Source organism: Thermoactinospora rubra (assembly GCF_002093975.1).
In the GTDB taxonomy this organism is placed as follows: Bacteria; Actinomycetota; Actinomycetes; order Streptosporangiales; family Streptosporangiaceae; genus Nonomuraea; species Nonomuraea rubra_A.
Window position 1 is genome coordinate 333,597 of record NZ_KZ084324.1, and the last position, 24,083, is coordinate 357,679.

The following is a 24,083-nucleotide window of genomic DNA, read 5'->3' on the forward strand; positions in this document are numbered from 1 at the left end:
TTGGAAGGAGAAACGATGGGACGCGGCATTGTTTCGCGGCCGGCTCAACGGGTCGAATTGGCGCCGTGCCATTCATGGCGGCCTTCGATCCCGGCCGCGACGAGATCGGAGACCACCGCGTCGCCGTCGTCCTCGATGACCTGCTCGCGCCCGATGACCACGACGCCGCCGGCGGTCACCGTGAAGCGGGAACGGTCGTGGTCGAGGTCGACGCCGATGCGGGCGCCGTCGGGGATGACGACGTCCTTGTCGACGATCGCGCGGCGGACGATCGCACCCCGGCCCACCCGCACGTTGTCGAGCAGGACCGACTCCACGACCCGGGCCGAGGAGTGCAGCACGACGTTGGGCGCCAGCACCGACCGCTGGGCCGTACCGCCGGAGACCACCGCACCGGGGGACACCAGCGACTCGGTGACCAGCCCGTACCGGCCACCCAGGCAGCGCAGGAACGTCGCGGGCGGCAGCCGGTCGCAGTCGGTGAACAGCGGCCAGCGGCTGTTGTGGAGGCTGAACGCCGGAGGCGTCGACAGCAGGTCCATGTGGGCCTGGTGGTAGGCGTCGAGGGTGCCGACGTCGCGCCAGTAGCCGCGCTCGGAGTCGGCCATGCCGGGGACGGCGTTGCGAGCGAAGTCGTAGACCTCCGCCCGGCCCAGCCGTACCAGCATCGGGATGATGTTCGCGCCGATGTCGTGCCCGCTGGCCGGGTCCAGGGCGTCCTGGCGGACGGCGTCGACCATGGCCTGCGTCCTGAAGACGTAGTTGCCCATCGAGGCGTAGACCTCCTCGGGGCTGTCGGGCAGGCCGACGGGGTTGTTCGGCTTCTCGGTGAACGCGGCGATCCGCCGCCCTCCGGGGTCGGTCTGGATGACGCCGAACTGGTGGGCCAGCGCGAGCGGCTGCCGCACCGCCGCCACCGTCACGTCGGCGCCCGACTCGATGTGCTGGGCCACCATCTCCCGGGGGTCCATGCGGTAGACGTGGTCGGCGCCGAAGACCATGACGTGGTCGGGCATCTCCCCGCAGATCACGTGGAGGTTCTGGAAGAGGGCGTCGGCCGTGCCGGAGAACCACCGGGCGCCGAGCCTTTGCTGTGCCGGGACCGGCAGCACGTAGTCGTCGAGCATCGCCGGCAGCCGCCAGGTCCGCAGGATGTGCCGGTCCAGGCTGTGGCTTTTGTACTGCGTCAGCACCAGCACCTTGCGATAGCCGCCGTTGACCAGGTTGGACAGCACGAAGTCGATCAGGCGGTATATTCCGCCGAACGGCACCGCAGGCTTGGCTCTCTCGGCCGTGAGGGGCATCAGCCGCTTACCCTCTCCACCTGCTAGTACGACAGCCAGGACCTTCGGCGACATCATGCCTGCGACGTTAGCCCTCGCTTTTGCCGACTCTTAGGCGACGAATATCAGGGTTGCCTCAGATATCGGCAAAGATTCGGCGCTTGGTGTTCCAGGTTCGTGGCGGTGACGCTAGAAGCGAGATCACGGCTGCCCGGTGAGGATCCTTTCCGCCGGACGGGCGCGGGCGGCCTCGATGTGTTTGGCGTGTTCGGCGTATTTGGCTTCGATCAGGTCGAGGATCGGCCGGCGCAGGTCGACGCCGTCGAAACCGCCGAAGTTCGGGAAGGAGTTCGTCTCCAGGATCACCGGGCCGTCGATCGTGCGCAGCATGTCGGCGCTCATCAGGTCCAGCTCGGCGGCGCGAGCCGTACGCTCGACCACCTCGATCTCCTCGGCGGTCAGCTCCACCGGGCGGCACACGTCGCCGGGGCCGTTGGAGCGGAAGTCGCCCGGGCGGCCGCGCTGCTCGACCGCGGCGACGACTTTGCCGCCGACGGCGACCACGCGGTGGTTGCACCCGGCCGCCTCGGCGAAGAACTGCTGCACCAGCAGGGTACGGCCGCGCCGCCGGATGGACTCGGCCCGCTCCAGCAACTCGGCCGGATGGCGGGCCAGGGTGACCTCCGAGCCCCGCGCCCCGTCGGGCTGCTTGAGCACCACCGGGTAGCCGTAGGCGTCGGCGAAGGCCCGCAGCTCGCGGTCGTTCGGGCACAGGGCGGTGACGGGCGTGGGCACGCCGTGGGCGGCCAGCCGTACGTGGGTGGCGAACTTGTCGGCCGAGCGCAGCACCGGGCCGGTGGAGTTCAGGTGCGGGACGCGGTCCTCCACCGCGGACAGGAGGGCCAGGCCGCCGACGGCGTCGGTGGACATCTGGTGGACGATCGCGTCCACGTGCAGCGGTTCGCCGCCCACGCACAGGTATGGGCCGGTGTCGTCGAGAGCGACGCCGAGCTCGGTCCAGGGCACGACGAGCGGGGTGTGGCCGCGCAGCCGCGCCCCGTCGGCCAGGAACGTGATGTCGCAGTTCGGAGCACCTTCACCGTAAATGATCAAGAGTGTGAGGGGTGTCGCTTTCTGCACCGTTTCCATACATAGAGTAGTTGAAAGGCGTCAGTGCGTAGCAATCACCCGGAATCGGAAACCTTTGTCCCGGTCCGCTCGGCGCGACGGACGATTTCCGCCATCTCCTCGCGGTCCGCCACCGCCTCCCGGGGGTCCTCCGGCCACTGCTCGACGATCCCGATCGCCCATTCCGCCCAGGTGGCGACGAGCGCGTAGAAGTCGGTGAGGAAGCGGCCGGCCAGCATGTTCTGGGCGGCCCGTTCGGGAAACGGCCCCTGGCCGGCGAGGTAGGCGCGTGCGGCGGCCAGGTTCTCGGTGTTGCGCTCGACGGCCCAGGCCCGCGCCGCCTGGAGCGCCGCCAGCGTGTCCGCCGTGGTCCCGGAGTCGGCGAAGAACACCTTCAGCAGCTGCTCCCACTCCAGGGCCGGCCCCTCGCCCGGCTCGCGCAGCCAGGCCGCGAGCGCCCGCCTGCCCTCCGGCGTGATCGTGTAGACGGTCCGCCTCCGCCTCCCGACGGACTCCTCGGCGGCCGTGGCCAGGCCGTGGCGCACGAGCTTCTTGGGTTCCTCGTAGATCTTGCTCTGGGCGCGCGGCCAGATGCGGCCCAGGCTGCGGTCCATCTGCCGGGCCAGCTCGTAGGTGCTCCACGGGCGTACGGCCAGCAGCCCGAGGACCGCGTAGGAGGTCGTGGTCAGCGCCGGAACCCTTGACATGGATCGCCCCCGGGCGTAGGCAGGAATCGAATACTCCCTTTGGGAGTATAGAGCAGGGGGTGCCCCATGGACGAGAAGACGCTGAGGATCGACCCCGCCAACGCCGACCAGGCGCGGGCCTGGGACGGGGAGGAGGGGGCCTTCTGGGCCGAGTACGCCGAGCAGTTCGACCTGGCCATGAGCGGATACCACGGCCGCCTCCTGGAGGCGGCGGCCATCGGCCCGGCCGACCACGTGCTGGACATCGGCTGCGGCACGGGCCAGACGACCCGCGACGCCGCACGCCGGGCGGGCGAGGGGGCGGTGCTCGGCGTCGACCTGTCGGCGGAGATGCTCCGCGTCGCCCGGCGGGCCGCCGAGCGGGAGGGGCTGGGCAACGTGCGCTTCGAGCAGGCCGACGCGCAGGTGCACCCGTTCCCCGAGGGGTCCTTCGATGTCGCGGTCAGCCGTACCGGGACGATGTTCTTCGCCGACCCCGTGGCCGCCTTCCGCAACATCCGCCGGGCGCTGCGGCCCGGCGGCCGGCTGGTGCAGCTCGTCTGGCAGGCGCCGTCGGAGAACCCGTGGCTGCTGGAGCTGCGCGCCGCGCTCGCCGCGGGCCGGGACCTGCCCATGCCGCCGGTCGGCGGGCCGGGGCCGTTCGGCCTGGCGGAGCGGGGCAGGGTGCGCGAGGTGCTGGCCGCGGCGGGGTTCGCGGAGCCACGGTTCGAGGACCTGCGCGCGCCGATGCACTTCGGGGCCGACGCTCCGGGGGCGTTCCGGTTCGTGACGGGCCTGCTCGGGTGGATGCTCGACGGGCTGGACACGGCGGCCAGGGACCGCGCGCTGGACGACCTGCGCGGCACCCTGGAGGCCCACGCGACGCCCGACGGGGTGCTCTACCCCTCGGCGACCTGGCTGATCACCACGCATCGGGCCTGAGCCGCTCGGCGACCTCCAGCCAGGCGGTGACCTCGCGGGCACCCAGGTGGCGGATGCTCCAGTCCACCTGGCGCAGGCTCATGTGCGCCCAGCAGACCAGGGCGACGTCGCCCTCCACCTCCGCATGGAGCTCCTGGCCCCGGCGGGCCAGGTCGAAGCGGAGCGTGACCAGGTCGAAGCCGGCGTCGCCGCGCCCGGCGCCGTCCCAGTCGATCACGCCGCGGACCGCTCCCGAGGCGTCGACCAGCACGTTCCCCAGGTGGAAGTCGGTGTGGACGAGGTCGTCGCCCTCCAGCTCGTCGGGAAAGGCCCGGCCGACCTCCTCCACCTGGTCCAGCAGCCGCCGGGTGCGGCTGTCGTAGGCGCGCAACGAGCCGTGCAGGCAGAAGCCCGGGCCGTCGGCGCGCAGGTGGAGCCGCAGCGGCGGCAGGTCGCGGCGGCCGGCCAGCAGGCCGCGGCACCGCCGGTTGACCTCCAGCATCGACCGGACGGTCGCCGCGGCGGGCTCGCGCGGCGTGACGCCGGGCAGCAGTTCCTGGACCACGACCGGCGGATGCACCAGCTCGTACCGCGGCGCCGGGATGCCGGCCGTCCGCGCGATCTCCAGCAGCTCGCTCACGTCCGGGCCGCGGGTGAGCACCGACCGCCGTCCGTCCGGCCAGCGGACGTACGCGGCGCCCACCTGACCGCCGGGGCACGGGCCGTCGTAGGCGAGGGGGACGGGCAGCTCCCGCAGGTGCCGGTGGACGTCCAGGCGGGGCGTGGGGGTGAGCGTCACGGTCGACGATCGTAACGCGGCTTGCAGTTCGTGGCACGAACTAATATGGTTCGTGCCACGAACCTTTTCCTGAGGAGGAAGCCGTGAGCCGTACCGTGGTGGTCGTCGGAGGGGGTTACGGCGGCGCGTCCGTCGCCAAGGCTCTGGACGAGGACGCCGACGTCGTCCTGGTTGAGCCCAGGGACGCCTTCGTCCAGAACGCCGTCGCCCTCCGTGCCCTGGCGAGGCCGGAATGGGCCGAGAACATGTTCTTCCCGTATGACCGTTTGCTCCGCCGCGGCCGCGTGGTCCGGGACCGTGCGGTGGCGGTCGACCCTGGAGGCGTCACCCTGGCCTCCGGCGCGCGTGTCGAGGCCGACTACCTGGTCCTGGCCACGGGATCCGCCTATCCCTTCCCCTTCAAGACCGGCACCGACAGCACCGCCGACGCCCGCGAGCGGCTGCTCGCCGTCCACCGGGACCTCGCCCGGTCCGGCCGCGTGCTGGTGGCCGGGGCCGGACCCGTCGGCCTGGAACTGGCCGGAGAGATCAAGGCGGTCTGGCCGCACAAGCACGTGACCGTCGTCGACCCGGTGCCGGACCTGCTGCCGGGCTTCCACCCCGACCTGCGCCGCGACCTGCGCCGCCAGCTCGACGCCCTGGGCGTGGAGGTACGGCTCGGCACCCGCCTGGCCGCGCCCCCGCCCGCCGAACAGGGCCGCCGCGAGCCGTTCACCGTCGAGTCGACCGCGGGCGCCGTCTCCGCCGACATCTGGTTCCGCGCCTACGGCGTGCGCGTCGCCGCCGACTACCTCGACGGCGCCCTCGCCGCGGCACGCACCCCGCAGGGGACCGTGCGGGTGACCGAGCACCTCAACGTCGAGGGGCACGCCCACGTCTACGCCGTCGGCGACATCACCGACCTGGCGGAGGCCAAGATGGCCGGCAACGCGATGCGGCACGCCGAGGTCGTGGCCGGGAACATCGCCGCCCAGATCGGGGGCGGGCCGCCCGCCGAGGTCTACCGGCCCTCCGCCGTGCCGTTCGTGCTCCTCCCGCTCGGCCCTCACGGCGGCGTCGGCCAGCTGCCCTCCCCGGACGGCCCGGTCGTCCTGGAGGCGCGGGCGGTGTCGGAGTACAAGGGCGCCGACCTGTTCACCGGCCGGTTCGCCGAGCTGTTCGGCGTCGGCGAGCGGGCGTCGGCCGCGTGACGTTCCTGGGCTGGGTGGCTCAGCGTGCCGGGACGGCCTCGCCGTTCTCCTCGGTGTCCTTGAACACCACGGGGACGTTGTTGTCGAGCACTACGCGCCCGAGCAGGGCGGCCAGCGTGGCCCGCTCCTCGGCGGACAGGCCGGCGGGGAGCAGGTCGATCCGCCGGCACGTCTCCGCGTAGAAGGCCTCGGCCAGCTCGCCGCCCTGCTCGGTGAGCGTGACGCGGACCGCCCGCCTGTCGCACGGGTCGGGCTCGCGCCGTACGAGACCGCGCTGGGCGGTGCGGTCCACCAGCTCGGTGAGGCTCGACTTGGCCAGCCGCAGCACCGCGCCCAGTTCGCTCATGCCGTACGGCTGGGCCATGAGCACGCAGAGCAGCTGCCCTTGCTGGGGCGTCAGGCCGTACTCCTTGGCGGACTCGGCGTAGGCCGCGTTGACCAGGAAGGAGGCGCGGACGAGCGCGGTGACGACGCTCATCGGCTCGCCGGGTGCCTTGGCCATGCGCCGACCTCCTTGTGATTCGGAACCCGAACTATTTTATGACGGAAGAGAGATGAGTGGTCATGGCGGAACGAGAAAGGCCGGGTGGGACACGGCCGCTTTTCGGCATCGGGCTCAGCACCGCGGTCCGCGACGCGGCACGGACCCTGCGGCTCGCCGCCCAGGCCGACGAGCGGGGCCTCGACCTGTTCACGGTGTCCGACCATCCCTACTTCGGCGGGCGCTTGGACGCCTACGCCATCGTGGGCGCCGCCCTCGGCCGCACGTCCTCCGTCGCCGGGCTGGTCAACGTGACCAACCTGCCCTCCCGCCCCGCCCCGATGCTGGCGCGCACCGTCACCTCGCTGTCGGCCCTGTCCGGCGGCCGCGTCGTGCTGGGCATGGGCGCGGGCGGCTCCTGGGACCACATCACCAGGCTGGGCGTCCCGCGCCTCGCGCCGGGAAACGCGGTGCGGGCGATGGAGGAGGCCATCACCTTGGTGCGCGCCCTGTCGGGTGGTGGGCGCCCGGTGACCTTCGACGGGGAGTTCTACCAGGTCACCGAGCTGGAGCCGGCACCGGTGGCGGCGCCGCCCGTCTGGACCGGCTCGGTCGGCCCCCGCTCGCTCGCCGCGACCGGGCGGGTGGCCGACGGCTGGATCCCGGGGCACGCCGCGGACTGGCTCAGCGAGCGGTACCGCACGTCGCGGCCGGTCATCGACGAGGCCGCCGTCGCGGCCGGCCGTGATCCCCGCGACGTCGCCACGGTCTACAACCTGCCGGGGATCATCACCTCCGCGCCCTTGAGCAGGACGCGCGACGGCGACGGGCGCTGGATCGGGGGCTCGGTGGAGCAGTGGGTGGAGGAGCTCACGGGCGCGGTGCTGGAGCACGGCGCCTCCGGGTTCGTCCACTTCGGCGCCGACGGCACGCCCGCGGACGTGACGCTCGGCCGCTGGGCGCAGGAGATCGTCCCGGCGGTCCGTGAGGCCGTCGCTGGCCGTTGACATGCAGCCGTCTGGCTGCCTAACCTGAAATGCAGCCGGATGGCTGCATTTCAGGAATGGCGGGACGACGGGATGGACGAGGTGTTCAAGGCGCTGGCCGACGCCAGCCGCCGCCGGCTGCTGGACAGCCTGCACGCCCGCAACGGGCAGACCCTGCGGGAGCTGTGCGCCGGGCTGGACATGGCCAGGCAGTCGGTGAGCAAGCACCTGGCGGTGCTGGAGGCGGCCAACCTGGTCACCACGGTACGGCGGGGCCGCGAGAAGCTGCACTACCTCAACGCCGCGCCCATCAGCGACATCGCCGAGCGCTGGATCAGCCGCTACGACCAGGCCCGGGTCAACGCCTTGGCCGACCTGAAGAAGGCACTGGAGGACACTCCGATGGACAAGCCAGAGTTCGTCTACACGACCTACATCGGCACCACGCCCGAACGGCTGTGGCAGGCGCTCACCGACCCCGCGTTCACCCGGCGCTACTGGGAGACGACGTTCACGACGGACTGGACGCCGGGGTCCACGATGACCTGGGAGCACCGCGGCGTGCTGATCGGCGACCCCGAACAGGTCGTCCTCGAAGCCGAGCCGTACCGCCGCCTGTCCTACACCTGGCACACCTTCACGCCGGAGCTCGGCAAGCTGTTCGGCTGGGACGAGGAGTTCCTCGGCCAGGTGGCCGGCGAGCGGCGCTCGAAGGTGACCTTCGACATCGAACCGGCCGGCGACATGGTCAAGCTGACCGTCATCCACGACGGGTTCGACCCCGGCAGCACGGTGGCGAAGCTGGTCAGCGGCGGCTGGCCGCAGGTCCTCTCCAGCCTCAAGACCCTGCTCGAGACCGGCGATCCGCTCCCGGCCTAGGCGGGCGCCCGGGGGTCGAAGCCGGCGGGCGTTCCGCCCTTCGGCCCCTTCATATGCCTTCATATGATGCATACGGCTGTTGAACCTTCAGCGGGTTGAGGTGACGCCGGCATGGGCGACTACTTGCAGGTGACGACCACGGCGAGCAGTTCGGACGAGGCCGCTCGGCTCGCTCGCGCCGTCACGGAGGCGCGGCTCGCCGCCTGCGTGCAGATCCTCGGGCCCATCCGGTCCGTCTACTGGTGGGACGGCGAGGTCCAGGACGAGCAGGAGTGGCAGCTCGTGATGAAGACGACCGCCGACGCTCTCCCCGCGCTCGAATCGCACATCAAGGCCAACCACAGCTACGACGTGCCCGAGATCGTGGCGACTCCGATCGTCGGCGGCAGCGCGGAGTACCTGGCGTGGGTGAGCGCCGAGACGGGGTCGGGACGCGCCTAGCCTTCACCGGATTTTTCCGGCAAGCCATCCCGTGTCAGCCCGCCGTGACCTTGGTGTCAGCGGAACCGCACGGCCGATCGCCCTCGCAGTGCTCGTAGACCATAGGCCCGGCATACAGGTACGGCAATCCTGATGAACAGGCGGACGCTGGACCGCCCCGACTGGTAGCGCAGCGACGTGGGACATATCGACCTGTCCTGAGTTGTCACTAGCGGATGGGTGGGTTAGAGGTATAGAACACAGTTTGTGATCATGTCCTTGGGTGACGACCTGGACAGCCGAGTCCGGATTGCAGCGATGGCCTGGTTGCAACGGCGATGTACTCCGGACAATCCGGTAGTCACACGCGACGAGCTGCTCAACTTCCAGTTTGAAGGCCGGACATTCGGTCTCATCGATCGCCAGCTGGGCATCCGCAAGCCGAAGGAACTGAGCGCCGCCCTCTCCATCCTGACCACCTACACTTCCGACGGCGAGCGTGCGCCCTATGAGGACGAAGTGGGAACGGATGGCCTGCTGCGCTACAAATTCCAGGGCGACAACCCGGACCTCTACACAAATCTCGGGCTCCGCCGCGCCTATGAGCTTGGACTGCCCCTCATCTGGTTCTTCGGCGTGAAGCAGGGCCTGTATCTGCCGTTCTTCCCGGTGTGGATCGTCGCCGTGGAGCTCGACCGACTGCAGGTAGCCGTGGCGCTGGAGGAGGCGCAGCGGCACGTCCGGGTGGATGGGCCGGTGAGCGAGATCGAGCGCCGCTACTCCGTCAGCATGACCAGGCGGCGGCTCCACCAGCCGGTCTTCCGGCAGCGGGTGATCCAGGCGTACGAGACGAGCTGCGCGATGTGCCACCTCAGGCATCTGTCGCTGCTTGATGCCGCCCACATCATCCCTGACCGGGAGGAACGCGGCGTCCCCGCGGTGTCCAACGGGCTGGCGCTGTGCAAGATCCACCATGCCGCCTATGACCAGCACATCCTCGGGATTCGTCCCGACCTGGTGATCGAGGTACGGTCCGATATCCTCGAAGAGATCGACGGGCCGATGCTCAAGCACGGCTTGCAGGAGATGCACGGCCTGCGACTGGTGGTGCCGCGCCGCAGGGCAGACCGGCCCAAGCCAGAGCTGATCGAAGAACGGTACGAACGCTTCCGCGCTGCCGGATGACCATGCGGCATGGCGGAGCGCTTCTTCGTACTGGTCGATGGTGACGAAGAACAGGTCGGCGTTCGCCTCGGGCACCCACTTGACGCCTTCACGCATGTGGGCGGGCCTGTCCACGCCGAAGGCGGCAAGGGCCTCGTTCTTGCTGTAGGTGGCGTGGACGTGCAGGGGGATGTCCCCGGGCAGCGGGTGCGTCACGCGGTGGCGGCGCTCGGCGAGCACGCCGGCCAGCTCCCGCAGCTCGCTCACCCGGTCCGGGTGGGCCAGCAACTCGGCCAGCCGCGTCTCGGCCGTGGAGGCGGGCTCGGCGCCACCCCAGAGCGCCGCGTCGAGCATCGCGAGCAGCCGCTGCTCGCGAAGCGACTCCCCGCCACGCGGGCGGCGCAGGAAGGCCAGCCGATCCGGGTCGTCGATGTGGAGCATGCGGCCGAGCGCCCTGCCGATCCTCTCGTCCTGCGGCCCTGCCGTAGCTCCCCTGCCGGCGGCTCGCCGCAACGCCGCCCAGCCGGGGCGACGGCGGTACAGGTCCTCCAGCTCCAGCCCCGTCTCTTCGAGGAAGGCGGCCAGGGTGGTCCGCTCGGGCAGCGAGGCGAGCTCGGCGGCCAGGTCGGGCCAGCGCAGGTTCAACGTCTGGCGGATGTTGTCCAGCACCAGCCGCGAGACCTCGCGGTCCAGGTCGATGTGGCAGCCGGGCGGCAGGGTGGGAAAGCCCGCCTCGACCTCGCGGGCGACTCCGGTACGGCTGGCGCCGGTCAGCGCGCGATAGCGGCGGTCGAAGCGGAACCGGCGGTGCTGGTTGCCGATGAAGTCCAGCACGGTCAGGCAGGCCTTGCCGTCGTCCAGGCGCAGCCCGCGCCCGAGCTGCTGCAGGAAGACGGTGGCGCTGTCGGTCGGGCGCAGGAACAGCACAGTGTCGATGCTCGGGATGTCGACGCCCTCGTTGAACAGGTCGACGGCGAAGACGGCGTTGATCTCACGCGACCGGAGCTTCCGAAGCCCCGCCTCCCGGTCGGCGCGCGGGGTGCGCGAGGTGATGGCCAGGGCAGGGATGCCCGCCTCGGTGAAGCGCCGGGCCATGTACTCGGCGTGCTCGACGCTGACGCAGAAGCCCAGCGCCCGCATCCGCCCGACATCGCCGACCTTGCGGCGCAACGTCTGCAGCACCAGGCGGACGCGGGCGTCGTTGCCGGTGAAGACGTCGCTGAGCCGTGCCAGGTCGTAGCCCTGCCCGCGCTTCCATGGCACCTCGGAGAGATCCACGCCGTCGTGCACGCCGAAGTACTGGAACGGCGCCAGCAGCTGCCGTTCGATGGCCTCCCACAGGCGCAGCTCGACCGCGATCCGGCCGCCGAACCAGTGCTTGACGTCCTGGCCGTCGGCCCGTTCCGGAGTAGCGGTGAGGCCGAGCAGGACGCGCGGCTTGAGATGGTTGAGCAGGCGGGTGTAGGTGGCCGCCTCCGCGTGGTGGAACTCGTCCACGATCACCATGTCGAACGCGGCCGGATCCTCGATGGCGATGCGGTGCAACGACTGGATGGAGGCGAACACGTGCCGCCACTGCTCGGGTCTCCGCCCGCCGACGTACAGCTCGCCGAAGGCGCCGTCGCGCAACACCTGGCGGAAGGTGGCCAGGCTCTGGATGAGGATCTCCTCCCGGTGGGCCACGAAGAGCAGCGAGTCGACCTCGCCCGCCTCGCGCAGCCCTCGGTAGTCCAGCGCGGACACCACCGTCTTGCCGGTCCCGGTGGCCATCACCACCAGGTTGCGCCGGCGGTTGTGGATCTGCCGCTCGGCGGCGAGCTCGGCCAGCACCTCGCTCTGGTAGCCGTAGGGGCGCACGTCCAGCGACGCGATCGCGAGCGGCAGCTCGCGCGGCCCGGCGCCCTCCAGCTCCAGCGCCTCGTCCAGGCGGGCGCGGGCCTGCGCCGAAGCGGGGTCGTAGTCCTCGAAGGCCGGATCGCCCCAGTACTCCTCGAAGGTGGCAGCAAAGGTGTCGAGTAGATGCGGCTGCTCCACGCCCGACAGGCGGACGTTCCACTCCAGCCCGTCGATCAGGGCGGACTTGGACAGGTTCGAGGAGCCGACGTAGGCGGTGGAGAAGCCGGTCTCCCTGTGGAACAGCCACGCCTTGGCGTGCAGCCGGGTGGTCTTGGTCTCATACGAAACCTTGATGTGGGCGCCCAGCTCGGCCAGCCGGTCCAGCGCGCGGCGCTCCGTCGCGCCCCGGTAGGTGGTCGTGATGACCCTCAGCCGCCCGCCTCGCCGTACGAACTCGGACAGCTCGTCCTCGAGGATCCGCACGCCGTACCAGCGGACGAACGCGCACAGCAGGTCGACCCGGTCCGCCGAGGCCAGCTCCCGCTTCAGCTCGTGGCCCACGCTCGGCTGCCCGTGCCCGTTGACCAGCAACGCGCTGGCCGCGAGCGGCGTCTGCGGGCGCTGGGGGAAGACCGGCTCGCCGGCGGGGGTACGGCGGCGCGTCACGGCCAACAGCAGCTCGCGCGAGCTCGCCACCAGATCGTCCTGCGCCACCTCGCCCAGGACCGCGACGAGCCGGTTGGCCAGCTCGACCTGGCGGGCCAGCCGTTCGGCGTCGGTGCCTCGCAGCGAGCGCAGCGCCCTGCGCGTGAGCGCGGCCAGGTGGGCGGTCAGCACGTCCGCGGCCTCGACCTGGTCGAGCGGGCGTCGCTGGGCCAGATCGCCGTGGGCGATCAGCTCACGCGCCAGCCCCTCGGTGACGAGTCGCTCGTAGAGCCCCGGGGCAAGATCGCTCATGGCCGGCACCGTACTGGAGGATCACGGCACCTGTGGAGTGGTTCCCCCTCGGCCCTCAGACATCGGTCCCTCGGACTGAGCGCAAGGTGTCTTTCCGTCCTGGTCCCTGTGGACGATGCTCGTGTCATGCCCTCGGAGTCGACCAAGCCGGGCGGCCACTTCGAGGTCCTCGCTCTGGTGCTGCTCTGGCTCGTGTGGCTGCTCGCGACGCCGCACCTGTGGTGGGGCGCCGTGATCACGGCGACGCCGTTCTACGGCGACCAGCCCACCGCCGAGGAAAGCGCGACGGCATCCCGTCTGATGCGCGCCGCCTTGATCTGTGGCTTCGGGATTCCCCTCGTCGGTCTGGCGGCCTGTCTTGCTCTCCGTCGTCACGTCATGGCCGTGCTGTTCGTCGTGACGTTGGGTGTCACTGTGGTCGCGGCACTCGCGACCGGCACGATTTCCCCGGAAACGCTTAAACCCGTCGAAACGACGTCACCCGTCCCGTCTCATCAGCACATCGGCTGCCAGGAGCGCAGCGGTGGCGACAGTGACTGTCCGGGTGGCTGACCTCGACGAGCTCTGTGCGGCCGCCGTCACTGCTGCGAGGCGCCGCCCAGGATCTCGCTGCGGTAGGTGAGCAGGTGCTGCCGCCAGACCTCGGCCGCCTCCGCCGTCTTCCCCGCCTTGATGTGCTTGATCACCATGCGGGCCTCCTCGATGTGGCCGCTCCTGACGCTCGGCTCGGCGAGCGCCCGCCGCCGCAGCTCGGTCCAGAGCGGGCCGTCCACGTGCCGCAGCGCCTCCTCAAGTGCCTGCTCCAGGATGGGATTGCGGGCGGCCTTCGCGATGGCCCGGTGGAGCGGCAGGTCGCTGGAGTACGCGCCCGTCTCGGCGAACTCCGCCTCCAGCTTGGCGAGCGTGCTCTCCAGCATCCGGAGGTCTTCGGGGTAGCGCTTCTCGGCGGCCAGGGCCGCCAGGCTGGGCTCGATGGCCAGCCGCGCCTCGAAGACCTGCGGGGGGAGCACCTCGACGCCCCAGGTCGCCACCGCCGCCGCCGACCCGGTCACGACCGTGCCCCTGCCCTTGTAGGACTTGGCCAGCCCCGCCAGCTCCAGCGCCGCCAGCGCCTCCCTGATGGTGGGCCGGCTCACGTCGAAGTTCTGCGCCAGCTCCCGCTCGGAGGGCAGCTTGTCGCCCGGTTTGAGTTGCTCGTCGCGGATCGCCGCCACGATCTGGTCCGCGACCTGGACGGCGGCGCTCTTCTTGACCACCGGCGTCATCGCGAACCTGGGACCACCTGCCATGTGCCTGGACTCCTCGTGCCGACTCGCGACCATGGTAACAAGCGGCTAGGCAACCTGGCACGTCGCTCCCGCGAGTGGCCTGCACGGTCCAACGACAAGGAGCGGTCACCAGGAGGCCACGCCGATACGGTGTCCCGCCGCCACGAGCGCGTCGCGGGCGGCGGCCACCTGCGACGTCTTCACCAGCAGGTAGTCGGTGTCGTATGTCGAGACGGCGAAGACCGAGATCCCAGCCTGGGCAAGCGGGGCGGTGAGGGCGGACAGGATGCCGACCAGCCCGAAATCTAGCGTGCCCGCCACCCGGAACGCGCTCCAGCCGCCTTCCACCTTGGCCGCGGCGGGCTCGCTCCCGCTCGGGCACACGACCGACACCTCGTCACTCGTCACAACCAGTGCGAAAAGAGACGCCTCCAGGGGTACGGCAGGCGGCTCGGCGCCCGCGGGCAGGCGGCACACCGAGAACGAGCCGGTCAGCGGCTCCAGCTCCACCTTGACCATCATGCGCTCCTGGGCAGGTCGCGCACGACCGGGGTCAGCGCCTCCAGAGCCTCGGCCACGTACGCCGCGTCCATCCCGATGTTGATGCGGAACCACCCCTCGCACCCGAAGAAGGCGCCTGGCGCGACGAGCACGCCGGCCCGCTCCATGAACAGCCGCCCCACCTCGACGGAGGACAGCGGGCTGTCATAGCGCACGAACGCCAGCGCCGAGGCCATGGGCGCGTGGAAGAACAGCCTGCCGTCCTGCTGCTCGACCCAGGCGGAGAACAGCTCGTAGCCCCGTCGTACGCACTCGCGGTTGCGGTGCAGCAGCCGGTCGCGCACGGGTCCGCTGAGCGCCAGCTCGGCCAGGTGGTTGTCCAGGCGGCCTGTGGCGATGGTGAAGTACTCGTGCCGCCGCCACAGGTCGGCGATGCGCGGCGTGGCGGAGACCGCCCAGCCGATGCGCAGCCCGGACAGGCCGTAGGACTTCGACAGGCTGCCGACGCCGATCACCCGCTCGCTCCTGCCGACGAAGGAGGGGGTCTCCTCGGGCGCGAGCCGTTCGCTGCCGCGGTAGACCTCGTCGGCGATCAGCCAGGCGCCGCTGTCCTCGGCGGCGCGCACGATCTCGTCCATCTCGCCGGGGGTGAGGATGGAGCCGGTGGGGTTGCTCGGGTTGCAGACGTAGATCAGTTTGGCGCCGCCGGCGGCGGCCTCGCGGAGCTGGTCCAGGTCGGGTGCCCAGCCGCGTCCGGGGTCCAGCCGGAAGCCCCTGACGTCGCAGCCCTTGGTCCTGGCCAGGCCCCATACCTGGCGGTAGCCGGGCTCCATGACCACCACCCGGTCGCCCGGCTCGCACAGCGCGTCCACGATGGCCGCGTTGGCCTCGGAGGCGCCGACGGTGACCAGCACGTCGTCCGGCCCTACGCCGTCGTAGAGGCCGGCGATGCGGCGGCGCAGGGACCGCTCGCCGTTGACCTCGGGGTAGTAGAGCGGGATGGACAGGATCCGCTCCAGGCCGTCGGCTTCGCCGAGGAGGTCCGCGACGGTGACCGGGTCCACGGTCGAGTCGGCCAGGTTGAAGCGGACGGTCCGCTCGTAGTCGGACTGCCAGTTCTCGAGCTCGAACGTCTGGAAGGGCACGGACGCTCCTCAGGCAAAAGGTAAGGTTGCCTGGCAGGATGCATCACCGTGCTCGCGTCGTCAAGGGCAGCTATTTCGTGAAATTTCCCTCTTGACAGGGCTTGGCTGGCGATGAAGTCTGGCTGGCAACCTACCAGGCAACCTTTCAAGTGAGGGTGATGCTATGGACGAGCGGGAGCCGTCCCCGACCCGCGTGGAGCACGACCTCCTGGGCGAGATCACGCTGCCCACGAGCCTGCTGTACGGCATCCACACCGCTCGGGCCAGCGAGAACTTCCGCCTCGGCGGGGAGTCCCTGAACCGGTTCCCCGCGCTGCTGGCCGCCCTCGCCCAGGTGAAGAGCGCCGCGGCCAGGGCCAACGTGAAGCTGGGCGTCCTCCCCGAGGAGGTCGGCCGGGCGATCAGGGCCGCGGCGGCCGAGGTCGTCGCGGGCGGCCTGCACGAGCACTTCCCGCTCGACGTGGTGCAGGGCGGCGGCGGCACCTCCACCAACATGAACATGAACGAGGTGCTGGCCAACCGCGCGTCGATGCTGCTCGGCGGCCGGGTGGACCCGCACGACCACGTGAACCGCTCCCAGTCGACCAACGACGTGATGCCGACCGCGGTGAACATCGCGGTGCTGGTGACCGCGCGCTCCGCCGTACGGTCCCTGCGGCTGCTGGCCCACTCGCTGAGCGCGAAGGCCGGCCAGTACGCCTCGCTGGAGCGGCTGGGCCGTACCTGCCTGCAGGACGCGGTGCCGGTGCCGGCCGGACTCGTGCACGAGGGCCAGGCCAGCTCGGTGCGGGCGGCGGCGCGGGCGCTGGAGGACGCGGCGGACGCGCTGCTCGCGGTGCCGCTCGGCGCGACCGCGATCGGCACCGGCCTGGGCGCCCCGGACGGCTACGCCGAGCTGGCCATCCGGTTCCTGGCCGAGGAGACCGGGCTGGAGCTGCGGCAGGCGGGCAACCTCTCGGAGGGCGTCGCCTCGCTGGAGAGCCTGGCATGGGTGGGCGACGCCATGGCGCGGGCCGGGCGGACCATCGCCCGCGTGGCCGCCGACCTCAGGCTGCTGGCCTCCGGCCCCGTCGGCGGCTTCGGCGAGGTACGGCTGCCGCCGGTCCAGGCGGGCTCGTCGATCATGCCGGGCAAGGTCAACCCGGTCATGCCCGAGCTGGTGATGCAGGTCTCCTTCCAGCTCGAAGGCGGCGCGCACATCGTCCACCTGGCCTGCGCGGCCGGGGAACTGGAGGTCACGCCGATGGCGCCGGTGGTGACGGCGGAGCTGCTGCGCGGCCTGGAACGCCTGGACCGGGTGTCCGACCTGTTCGCCACGCGGTGCGTCGACGGGCTGACCTGGAACGAGGAGGCGGTCCGCGCCAACCTCCGCGGCTCGTTGCAGCAGGCCGTCGAGGCCGCCGTCGCCAACGGCCACACCTACGCCGTCACCCGGCTGGAGGCCCGTCCGTGAGCACCGCACTCGTCGTCGATCCCGTCCACGACGGCGCCACCGACCCGGTGCTGGTGTGGAACCACGCGGAGGCCGCCTGGTGGTGCCTGTTCGTCCACCGCAGGGCGAACACGAAGATCAGCGGCCCGGCCCGGATCGGCCGCTGTCACGGCACCCAGGTCGGGGTGGCGAGTTCCGCCGACGGCGGCCGCAGCTGGCTGTACCGGGGGACGCTCGACCTGCCCGTGGAGCCGGGGCTCAACACGTTCTGGGGCCCGGACGTCGTCCATCATGAGGGCGTCTACCACATGTTCGTCACGTTCATCCGCGGCGTCCCCGACGACCCGGCGTGGGACACGCACGGCAGGCCGAGCCCCTGGCACCGGCGGATCCACCACCTGACCAGCCGGGACCTGTGGACCTGGACCCACGTCTCGCGCCTGGACCTCGGCACGGACCACGCGGTCGACCCGTACGTGCACCCGCTGCCCGAGGGCGGCTGGGGCCTGTGGTTCAAGGACGAGGCGCGCGGCGGCGGCATCCGGCGGGCCGTCAGCTCCGACCTTCATGAGTGGAAGGCCGCCGACCTCGCGCTGGCCGACTGGCACGAGGGACCGGCCGTCTTCGTCCTGGGCGGGTACGGCTGGCTCCTGGCCGAGAGCAGGACCGGCCTGGCCCTGTACCGATCCGATGACCTGCGGCGGTGGGAGCCCCGGGGCGGCCTTGCCGTCCCCGGAGAAAAGGCCCGTCAGCCGTATATTCACCCCATATCTCATACAAGTGCATACATCGTCTATTACGCGCAAACCGGACGGGACAGCTTCGGCGAGGAGGTGCCGACCTCCAGCCAGGCGTCGGTCATCCGCGCCGCGGAGCTGACCCTGGTCGGGGGCGACCTTCACTGTCGTACGGCGAGCGCACCGGCCCTTCCCGACGGCGTGGCGGCCATCCGGCGGCCACCCGGAACCTCGCACAGCAAGCTGGTGGACACATGAACAACCGCAAGCACCTCGTCCCCGTCGCCGCCCTGCTGACCCTGACCGCCTGCGGCACCGCCCAGGACGCCGCCCCGCCCGTCGCCGGAGCGGCCTCGCCCGCCGCGTCCGCCGCGCTCGCCAGGGACGACAAGCTGGCCGCGCAGGTGCCCGCCGAGATCCGCACGCGCGGCAAGCTCGTCATCGGCACCAACGCCCCCTACGCGCCGCTGGAGTTCTTCGCCGAGGACAACAAGACCCTCGTGGGCTTCGAGATCGACACCGGCGACGCGCTTGGGCAGATCCTCGGCCTGAAGGTCGAGTGGCAGAACACCTCCTTCGACAACATCATCCCGGGGCTGGAGGCGGGCCGGTACGACATCGGCATCGCCGGGTTCGGCATCGAGAAGGACCGGCTGGAGGTCGTCAGCTTCGTCTCCAACTACCTCAGCGGCGGCGGCTTCCTGGTCAAGAAGGGCAGCGGCGTCAAGGTCAACGACTTCAAGGACACCGTCTGCGGCCTGCGCGTGGCCGTGCAGAGCGGCACCACCCAGGTCGAGCGGCTGGAGAAGGCCGACGCCTACTGCCGCGGGGCCGGCAAGGAGCCCGTCCAGATCATCCGCATCCCCGACCAGAACCAGGCCGTGCTGACCCTCTCCAGCGGCCGGGCCGACGTGGTGACGGCCGACAAGCCGGCCGTGGAGTGGGCCGCCAAGCAGTCGGAGGGCGCGCTGTGCGTCACCGGCACCTACCGCACCCCGCACAGCCTGTCGGGCATCGCCATCCCCAAGCGCAACGCCGCGCTCAACACCGTCATCCAGGCGGCGATGACCAAGCTGATCCAGGAGGGCCACTACAAGCGGCTGGCCGACAAGTGGGGCGTGGTCGACGGCGCGATCGAGAAGTCGGAGATCTTCACCGAGCCCGGCCAGGTCCAGGACGGCGACGAGATCTTCCCGCAGCCGATCAAGGAAGGGTGTGCCTGACGGGATGGCGACCGACACCAGAGGCGCCGTGGTGACGGCCGACATCAAGGCGATCCCCGTCCGGCGGCCGTGGCGGTGGGTCGCCACGGGGATCGTGCTGGTGCTGCTGGGCCTGCTCCTGCTGTCGATGGTCACCAACCCGCGCTACCGGTGGGAGATCGTCGCCCGGTACCTGTTCGACGGCACCGTCCTGCACGGGCTGCTGCTGACCCTGGAGTTCACCGCCATCGCCATGGCGATCGGCATCGTCCTGGGCGTGGTCTTCGCCGTCATGCGCGGCTCGGCCAACCCGGTGCTGTCGTGGACGGCCGCGGGCTACATCTGGTTCTTCCGCGGCACGCCGCTGCTGGTGCAGCTCATCTTCTGGTTCAACCTCAGCGCGCTGTACCCCAGGATCGACATCGGCGTGCCGTTCGGGCCGACCTTCCTCAGCCTCGACGCCAACACACTGATCACGCCGTTCATCGCGGGAATCCTGGGGCTGGCGCTGAACGAGGGCGCCTACATGGCGGAGATCGTCAGGGCCGGCATCATGTCCATCCCGCGTGGCCAGCTCGAAGCCGCCAGCTCCCTGGGCATGTCCAAGGCGATGACCATGCGCAAGATCATCCTGCCCCAGGCCATGCGCGTGATCATCCCGCCGACCGGCAACAACGCCATCGCGATGCTGAAGACCAGCTCGCTGGTCAGCGTGCTGGCGATCCCCGAGCTGCTCTACAGCGTGCAGATCATCTACGGGCGCAACTTCCAGACCATCCCGCTGCTCCTCGTCGCCAGCATCTGGTACCTGCTGGCCACCTCCATCCTGACGGCCGTGCAGACCAGGATCGAGCGGTACTTCTCGCCCGACCGGGACCCCGGCCTGTCCTTCGGCGCGCGCCTGCGCCGCAACCTGCTGTCCCGACGCCACAAGGAGGCCCGCTGATGGCGCTGGTCCGCGCGGAAGGCGTGCACAAGAGCTACGGCAGGCACGAGGTGCTCAAGGGCATCGACCTGACCGTGGAGGAGGGGCAGGTGCTGTGCCTGGTGGGCCCCTCCGGATCGGGCAAGAGCACGCTGCTGCGCTGCGTCAACCACCTGGAGACCATCAACAGGGGCCGGCTGTGGGTCGACGGCGAGCTGATCGGCTACCGGCAGAGCGGCGACCTGCTCTACGAGCTGCCCGACAAGGAGGTGTGCCGGCAGCGGGCCCGCATCGGCATGGTGTTCCAGAGCTTCAACCTCTTCCCGCACTACACGGCCCTGGAGAACGTCGTCCTCGGCCCCTGCCTGGTCAACAAGGAGCCGCGCGCCCAGGCCGTCGCGCACGCCGAGGAGCTGCTGCGCCGGGTCGGCCTGGGCGACAAGCTGCACAGCTACCCCACCCGGCTGTCGGGCGGCCAGCAGCAGAGGGTGGCCATCGCGCGGGCGCTGGCCATGCGGCCGAAGCTGATGCTGTTCGACGAGCCGACCTCCGCGCTGGACCCCGAGCTGGTCGGCGAGGTCCTCGACGTCATGCGGCAGCTCGCCCGCGACGGAATGACCATGATCGTCGTCACGCACGAGATGGGCTTCGCCCGCGAGGTCGGCGACACCCTGGTCTTCATGGACGACGGCGTGATCGTCGAGTCGGGCGACCCGCGGGAGGTCCTGGCCCGGCCGCGACACCAGCGGACCCAGGCTTTCCTGTCCAAAGTGCTATGACTCACGGGAGCTCACCCACATGAAAGACGTCATCGTGATCGGGCTCGGCGCCATGGGGTCGATGACCGCGTGGCAGGCGGCCGCGGCCGGCGCCTCGGTCGCCGGCGTCGAGCAGTTCACCGTCGGCCACTCTCGGGGCTCCTCGCACGGCGGGTCCCGCATCTACCGGCAGATCCTGTTCGAGGGCAAGGAGTACGTGCCGCTCGCCCGCCGCTCACTGGACCTGGTCATGGATCTGGAACGGCGCAGCGGCCGGCCGCTGTTCACCCGCTCGGGCGGCCTGGTCATCGGCACCGCCGACGGGCCGCTCATCCGCGACACGCTGGCCAGCGCCGCGGCCGGCGAGGTGGAGTACGAATGGCTGGAGCCCGGCGAGCTGCGGCGGCGCTACCCGCAACACGCGGCCTTCGACGACGACGTGGCCGTCTACGAGCCGGGCGCGGGCGTGCTGCGGCCCGAAGCCTGCATCGCCGCGGCGGTGGCCGCCGCCGAGCGGGCCGGCGCCGAGATCCGCACCGGCTCCCCGGTCGAGGAGCTGCGCGTCGCCGACGGGCACGTCGAGGTCGTCACCGGCGGGGAGACCATCAGGGCCGCCAGGGCGGTGCTCGCCACCGGCGCTTGGGGGCTGGACCTGCTTCCCGGCTTCTCACTGCCCCTGCGTACCCAGCGCTCCTGCCTGTCCTGGTTCCGCGCCGCCACGGACCCCGCCGAGTACGGCCCGGCACGGTTCCCACGTTCATCAGGGAGAGCGGCCCGCTGGACGGATGGGGCATCCCCGACGTCGACGGCCAGGGCGTCAAGGTCGGCGTCGGCGGCACGGCCAGCAAGCGCTGGCTGGACCGGCCGGAGGACAACTGGCACGACCCCACCGCCGAGGACCTCGCGCCCATCGAGGACTTCTGCCGCCGGGCGTTCCCCGGCCTGACCCCGCGCGCGGCCCACGCCCGGGCCTGCATGAACTCCAAGACCCCCGACGGCGACTTCATCATCGGGCCCGTCGGCGGGAGCGACCGCGTGGTCTTCGCCGGCGGCTTCTCCGGCCACGGCTTCAAACACTCCCCGGCGGTCGGGCTCATCTGCGCCCAGCTGGCGCTGGACGGGCAGACCGAGTTCGACATCACGGCCTTCTCCCCCGACCGCTTCTCCAACTCCTCCGGCTCCTCCAGCTCCTCCGGCTTCTCCGGTGAAAGGTGACCATGCGCTACATCCGGCTCGGGCGTTCCGGGCTCCAGGTCAGCAGGCTCGCGCTCGGCACGATGAACTTCGGCCCGCTCACCGACGAGGCCACCTCCCACCGCATCCTCGACGCGGCCGTGGACGGCGGCATCAACCTCGTCGACACCGCCGACGTGTACGGCGCCGACGCCAACAGGCAGGTCTACGGGCTGGAGCCAGACAAGGGCAGGACCGAGGAGATCATCGGCACCTGGCTGGCCAAGACCCCCGCCCGGCGGGACCAGATCGTCCTGGCCACCAAGGCGTACGGCGCCATGGGTCCCGGCGTCAACGACATCCGGCTGTCCGCCCGCCGCATCCGCCGCGCCTGCGAGGAGTCGCTGCGCCGGCTGCGCACCGACCACCTCGACCTCTACCTGCTGCACCACGTGGACCGCACCACGCCGTGGGAGGAGATCTGGGAGGCCCTGTCACTGTTGCGGCAGCAGGGCAAGGTGCTGTACTTCGGCACCAGCAACCACGCCGCCTGGCACATCGTGCGTGGGCAGTGCGTCGCCGAGCGCCTGGGCGCCTTCGGCTTCGTGGCCGAGCAGAGCATCTACAACCTCATGCAGCGCTCGGTGGAACTGGAGGTGCTGCCCGCCTGCCAGGATCTCGGGCTCGGCTTCCTGCCGTACAGCCCGCTGCACGGCGGCCTGCTCGGCGGCATTCTGCGTAAGGAGCAGGCGGAACGCGGCAAGACGGGCCGGGCCGCCGCGGGCCTGGCCGCCGGCCGCGACCGGGTCGAGCGCTACGAGCAGGCCTGCGACGCTTTCGGCGAGCACCCCGCGGTCGTCGCCCTGGCCTGGCTGCTGCACCAGCCCGGCGTCACCGCCCCCATCGTGGGCGCTCGCACACTCGACCAGCTGTCCCTGGCTCAGCGTGCGCTCGAGGTCGAGCTGGACGCCGACCAGCTGGCTCTGCTGGACGAGATCTTCCCGGGTCCCGGCGGTCCTGCTCCGGAGGCGTACGCCTGGTAGCCGGCGGCGGTAGTCGGCCTGCCAGACCGGCTGGCGGGCGGGCAAACGATCGAGGGCCGGATTCTCAATCTTGAGAATCCGGCCCTCCATCAGGTGTTTTCTGGTCGGGGTGAGAGGATTTGAACCTCCGGCCTCTTCGTCCCGAACGAAGCGCGCTGCCAAGCTGCGCTACACCCCGCCGCCCGGGCTCATCGCCCGTGCTCCGGAAAGTCTAGCGGACTTCCCGAGTGCTTGTGACCGCTCAGCGGCGGGGTACCAGGGTGAGGAGCGAGGCCTCGGGGAAGCACGCGAAGCGCGCCGGGGCGCAAGGGGAGGTGCCCAGGCCGGCGGAGACGTGGAGCCAGGCGCCGTCGTGGCGGCTGAGGCCCTTCACCCGCGCGCGGTCGATGCCGCAGTTCGTCACCAGCGCCCCGTAGAAGGGGATGCAGAGCTGGCCGCCGTGGGTGTGGCCGGCGAGCAGCAGCTGGTAGCCGTCGGCGGCGAAGCGGGACAGGTTGCGCGGCTCCGGCGAGTGCATGACGCCGAGGCGCAGGTCGGCGTCGGCGGGCGCCGGGCCGGCGACCAGGTCGTAGCGGTCGCGGTCGATGTGCGAGTCGTGGATGCCGGCCACCGCGACGTCGAGGTCGCCGGCCTTGATGCGGGCCGTGGTGTTGTTCATGTCGAGCCAGCCCTCGGCGGTCAGGCCGGCGCCGAGCTCGGTCCACGGCAGCGTGGGGACCGTCTGGCGGTGGTCGCCGCGCGAGGTGCGCCACAGGTAGCGCGCCGGGTTCTTGAAGCGCGGCGCGTAGAGGTCGTTGGAGCCGTACACGAACAGCCCGGGACGGCGCAGCAGCGGCTCCAGGGCGTGGAGCAGGGACGGGACCGCGTCGGGATGGGCGATCGAGTCGCCGGTGTTGACGACGAGGTCCGGCTCCAGGTCGCCGAGCGAGCGGACCCAGTTGATCAGCATCGTACGGCGGGGCGTCAGGTGAAGGTCGGACAGGTGGAGGATGCGCACAGGGCGCTGCCCGCGCTCCAGCACGGGCACGTCGAACCGCCGCAGCCGGAACCAGTTGCGTTCGACGACCGAGGCGTAGCCCAGTCCGGCCACGCCGAGACCGAGCAGGGACAGGGGTACCGCTACGGCTTTCCTCACCCATTCATCATGCCCGATGACGAGACGGCAAGAT

23 protein-coding genes, 1 tRNA gene and 2 pseudogenes are annotated in these 24,083 nt (G+C 71.0%); 15 read left to right on the forward strand and 11 right to left on the reverse strand.

Annotated elements, in window-relative coordinates:
- Positions 1–44: 44 nt before the first annotated feature.
- The 3 genes from BSB02_RS01720 to BSB02_RS01730 form a co-directional block, all read right to left on the reverse strand.
- Positions 45–1,361 carry a glucose-1-phosphate adenylyltransferase gene (locus BSB02_RS01720; RefSeq protein WP_206184462.1) on the reverse strand — a complete coding sequence of 439 codons (1,317 nt, stop codon included), beginning with the start codon at positions 1,359–1,361 and terminating at the stop codon, positions 45–47.
- A gap of 123 nt (positions 1,362–1,484) precedes the next feature.
- The gene (locus BSB02_RS01725) at positions 1,485–2,396 is read right to left on the reverse strand and encodes an ATP-grasp domain-containing protein (protein WP_158088533.1); all 912 of its coding nucleotides are present in this window, start codon (positions 2,394–2,396) and stop codon (positions 1,485–1,487) included.
- 71 nt (positions 2,397–2,467) lie between these two features.
- On the reverse strand, positions 2,468–3,118 hold the full coding sequence (locus tag BSB02_RS01730) for a PadR family transcriptional regulator (protein ID WP_084955827.1): 651 nt from the start codon (positions 3,116–3,118) through the stop codon (positions 2,468–2,470).
- 66 nt (positions 3,119–3,184) lie between these two features.
- Between BSB02_RS01730 and BSB02_RS01735 the strand changes: the two genes are divergently transcribed.
- The gene (locus tag BSB02_RS01735) at positions 3,185–4,039 is read left to right on the forward strand and encodes a class I SAM-dependent methyltransferase (protein WP_084955829.1); all 855 of its coding nucleotides are present in this window, start codon (positions 3,185–3,187) and stop codon (positions 4,037–4,039) included.
- Here the strand turns inward: BSB02_RS01735 and BSB02_RS01740 are convergent.
- Positions 4,020–4,817, reverse strand: a complete 798-nt coding sequence (locus BSB02_RS01740; protein WP_240506098.1) for a phosphotransferase — start codon at positions 4,815–4,817, stop codon at positions 4,020–4,022. The genes BSB02_RS01735 and BSB02_RS01740 overlap by 20 nt on opposite strands.
- 83 nt (positions 4,818–4,900) lie before the next feature.
- Between BSB02_RS01740 and BSB02_RS01745 the strand changes: the two genes are divergently transcribed.
- Positions 4,901–6,007 carry an NAD(P)/FAD-dependent oxidoreductase gene (locus BSB02_RS01745; RefSeq protein WP_084955831.1) on the forward strand — a complete coding sequence of 369 codons (1,107 nt, stop codon included), beginning with the start codon at positions 4,901–4,903 and terminating at the stop codon, positions 6,005–6,007.
- Between the two features lie 19 nt (positions 6,008–6,026).
- Here BSB02_RS01745 and BSB02_RS01750 read toward each other — a convergent pair whose 3' ends face one another.
- The gene (locus tag BSB02_RS01750) at positions 6,027–6,509 is read right to left on the reverse strand and encodes a MarR family winged helix-turn-helix transcriptional regulator (RefSeq protein ID WP_084955833.1); all 483 of its coding nucleotides are present in this window, start codon (positions 6,507–6,509) and stop codon (positions 6,027–6,029) included.
- Positions 6,510–6,571: 62 nt separating this feature from the next.
- Between BSB02_RS01750 and BSB02_RS01755 the strand changes: the two genes are divergently transcribed.
- From BSB02_RS01755 to BSB02_RS43370, 4 genes are all read left to right on the forward strand, one after another.
- Positions 6,572–7,495: an LLM class flavin-dependent oxidoreductase gene (locus tag BSB02_RS01755; RefSeq protein ID WP_084955836.1), complete on the forward strand. Its 924-nt coding sequence runs from the start codon at positions 6,572–6,574 to the stop codon at positions 7,493–7,495.
- Positions 7,496–7,534: 39 nt separating this feature from the next.
- Complete coding sequence (locus BSB02_RS01760; protein ID WP_240506099.1) at positions 7,535–8,353, forward strand: ArsR/SmtB family transcription factor; 819 nt, start codon at positions 7,535–7,537, stop codon at positions 8,351–8,353.
- A gap of 111 nt (positions 8,354–8,464) precedes the next feature.
- Positions 8,465–8,794 (forward strand): divalent-cation tolerance protein CutA, encoded by a 330-nt coding sequence (gene cutA, locus BSB02_RS01765; RefSeq protein ID WP_084955840.1) that lies wholly within the window; start codon positions 8,465–8,467, stop codon positions 8,792–8,794.
- Between the two features lie 840 nt (positions 8,795–9,634).
- On the forward strand, positions 9,635–9,958 hold the full coding sequence (locus BSB02_RS43370; protein ID WP_420855822.1) for an HNH endonuclease: 324 nt from the start codon (positions 9,635–9,637) through the stop codon (positions 9,956–9,958).
- An 849-nt stretch (positions 9,959–10,807) separates the two neighbouring features.
- Here the strand turns inward: BSB02_RS43370 and BSB02_RS43375 are convergent.
- Positions 10,808–12,730 (reverse strand): annotated as a pseudogene (locus BSB02_RS43375) (DEAD/DEAH box helicase); the annotation flags it as partial.
- Between the two features lie 126 nt (positions 12,731–12,856).
- On the opposite strand from BSB02_RS43375, the gene BSB02_RS01775 reads away from it, so the two are divergent.
- Positions 12,857–13,282 (forward strand): hypothetical protein, encoded by a 426-nt coding sequence (locus BSB02_RS01775; protein WP_084955842.1) that lies wholly within the window; start codon positions 12,857–12,859, stop codon positions 13,280–13,282.
- A 26-nt stretch (positions 13,283–13,308) separates the two neighbouring features.
- On the opposite strand, the gene BSB02_RS01780 is transcribed toward BSB02_RS01775, so the two are convergent.
- The 3 genes from BSB02_RS01780 to BSB02_RS01790 all read right to left on the reverse strand — a co-directional run bounded on the left by BSB02_RS01780 (position 13,309) and on the right by BSB02_RS01790 (position 15,644).
- A complete protein-coding gene (locus BSB02_RS01780) occupies positions 13,309–14,019 on the reverse strand; it encodes a FadR/GntR family transcriptional regulator (protein ID WP_084955844.1) in 711 nt (236 codons plus the stop codon).
- A 105-nt stretch (positions 14,020–14,124) separates the two neighbouring features.
- On the reverse strand, positions 14,125–14,520 hold the full coding sequence (locus tag BSB02_RS01785) for an ACT domain-containing protein (RefSeq protein ID WP_084955846.1): 396 nt from the start codon (positions 14,518–14,520) through the stop codon (positions 14,125–14,127).
- Positions 14,517–15,644: an aminotransferase class I/II-fold pyridoxal phosphate-dependent enzyme gene (locus BSB02_RS01790; protein WP_084955848.1), complete on the reverse strand. Its 1,128-nt coding sequence runs from the start codon at positions 15,642–15,644 to the stop codon at positions 14,517–14,519. Before BSB02_RS01790 ends, BSB02_RS01785 begins: the two co-directional genes overlap by 4 nt.
- A gap of 163 nt (positions 15,645–15,807) precedes the next feature.
- Between BSB02_RS01790 and BSB02_RS01795 the strand changes: the two genes are divergently transcribed.
- The 8 genes and pseudogenes from BSB02_RS01795 (at position 15,808) to BSB02_RS01825 (ending at position 22,914) form a co-directional block, all read left to right on the forward strand.
- Positions 15,808–17,097 carry a lyase family protein gene (locus BSB02_RS01795; protein ID WP_084955850.1) on the forward strand — a complete coding sequence of 430 codons (1,290 nt, stop codon included), beginning with the start codon at positions 15,808–15,810 and terminating at the stop codon, positions 17,095–17,097.
- Positions 17,094–18,071: a glycoside hydrolase family protein gene (locus tag BSB02_RS01800; RefSeq protein WP_084955852.1), complete on the forward strand. Its 978-nt coding sequence runs from the start codon at positions 17,094–17,096 to the stop codon at positions 18,069–18,071. Before BSB02_RS01795 ends, BSB02_RS01800 begins: the two co-directional genes overlap by 4 nt.
- The gene (locus tag BSB02_RS01805) at positions 18,068–19,036 is read left to right on the forward strand and encodes an ABC transporter substrate-binding protein (RefSeq protein WP_206184463.1); all 969 of its coding nucleotides are present in this window, start codon (positions 18,068–18,070) and stop codon (positions 19,034–19,036) included. Before BSB02_RS01800 ends, BSB02_RS01805 begins: the two co-directional genes overlap by 4 nt.
- 4 nt (positions 19,037–19,040) lie before the next feature.
- A complete protein-coding gene (locus BSB02_RS01810) occupies positions 19,041–19,961 on the forward strand; it encodes an amino acid ABC transporter permease (protein ID WP_084955854.1) in 921 nt (306 codons plus the stop codon).
- Positions 19,961–20,719, forward strand: a complete 759-nt coding sequence (locus BSB02_RS01815; RefSeq protein ID WP_084955856.1) for an amino acid ABC transporter ATP-binding protein — start codon at positions 19,961–19,963, stop codon at positions 20,717–20,719. The genes BSB02_RS01810 and BSB02_RS01815 overlap by 1 nt, the downstream gene beginning before the upstream one ends.
- 19 nt (positions 20,720–20,738) lie before the next feature.
- A pseudogene (locus BSB02_RS42845) lies at positions 20,739–21,365 on the forward strand (FAD-dependent oxidoreductase); the annotation flags it as partial.
- Positions 21,338–21,913 (forward strand): FAD-dependent oxidoreductase, encoded by a 576-nt coding sequence (locus tag BSB02_RS42850; protein WP_276206302.1) that lies wholly within the window; start codon positions 21,338–21,340, stop codon positions 21,911–21,913. The pseudogene BSB02_RS42845 and the gene BSB02_RS42850, both read left to right, overlap by 28 nt.
- A 2-nt stretch (positions 21,914–21,915) precedes the next feature.
- Positions 21,916–22,914 (forward strand): aldo/keto reductase, encoded by a 999-nt coding sequence (locus BSB02_RS01825; protein ID WP_084955858.1) that lies wholly within the window; start codon positions 21,916–21,918, stop codon positions 22,912–22,914.
- A gap of 101 nt (positions 22,915–23,015) precedes the next feature.
- Here the strand turns inward: BSB02_RS01825 and BSB02_RS01830 are convergent.
- Positions 23,016–23,092 (reverse strand) — tRNA-Pro (locus BSB02_RS01830).
- Positions 23,093–23,155: 63 nt separating this feature from the next.
- Positions 23,156–24,049, reverse strand: a complete 894-nt coding sequence (locus BSB02_RS01835; RefSeq protein ID WP_084955860.1) for a metallophosphoesterase — start codon at positions 24,047–24,049, stop codon at positions 23,156–23,158.
- Positions 24,050–24,083 lie beyond the last annotated feature (34 nt).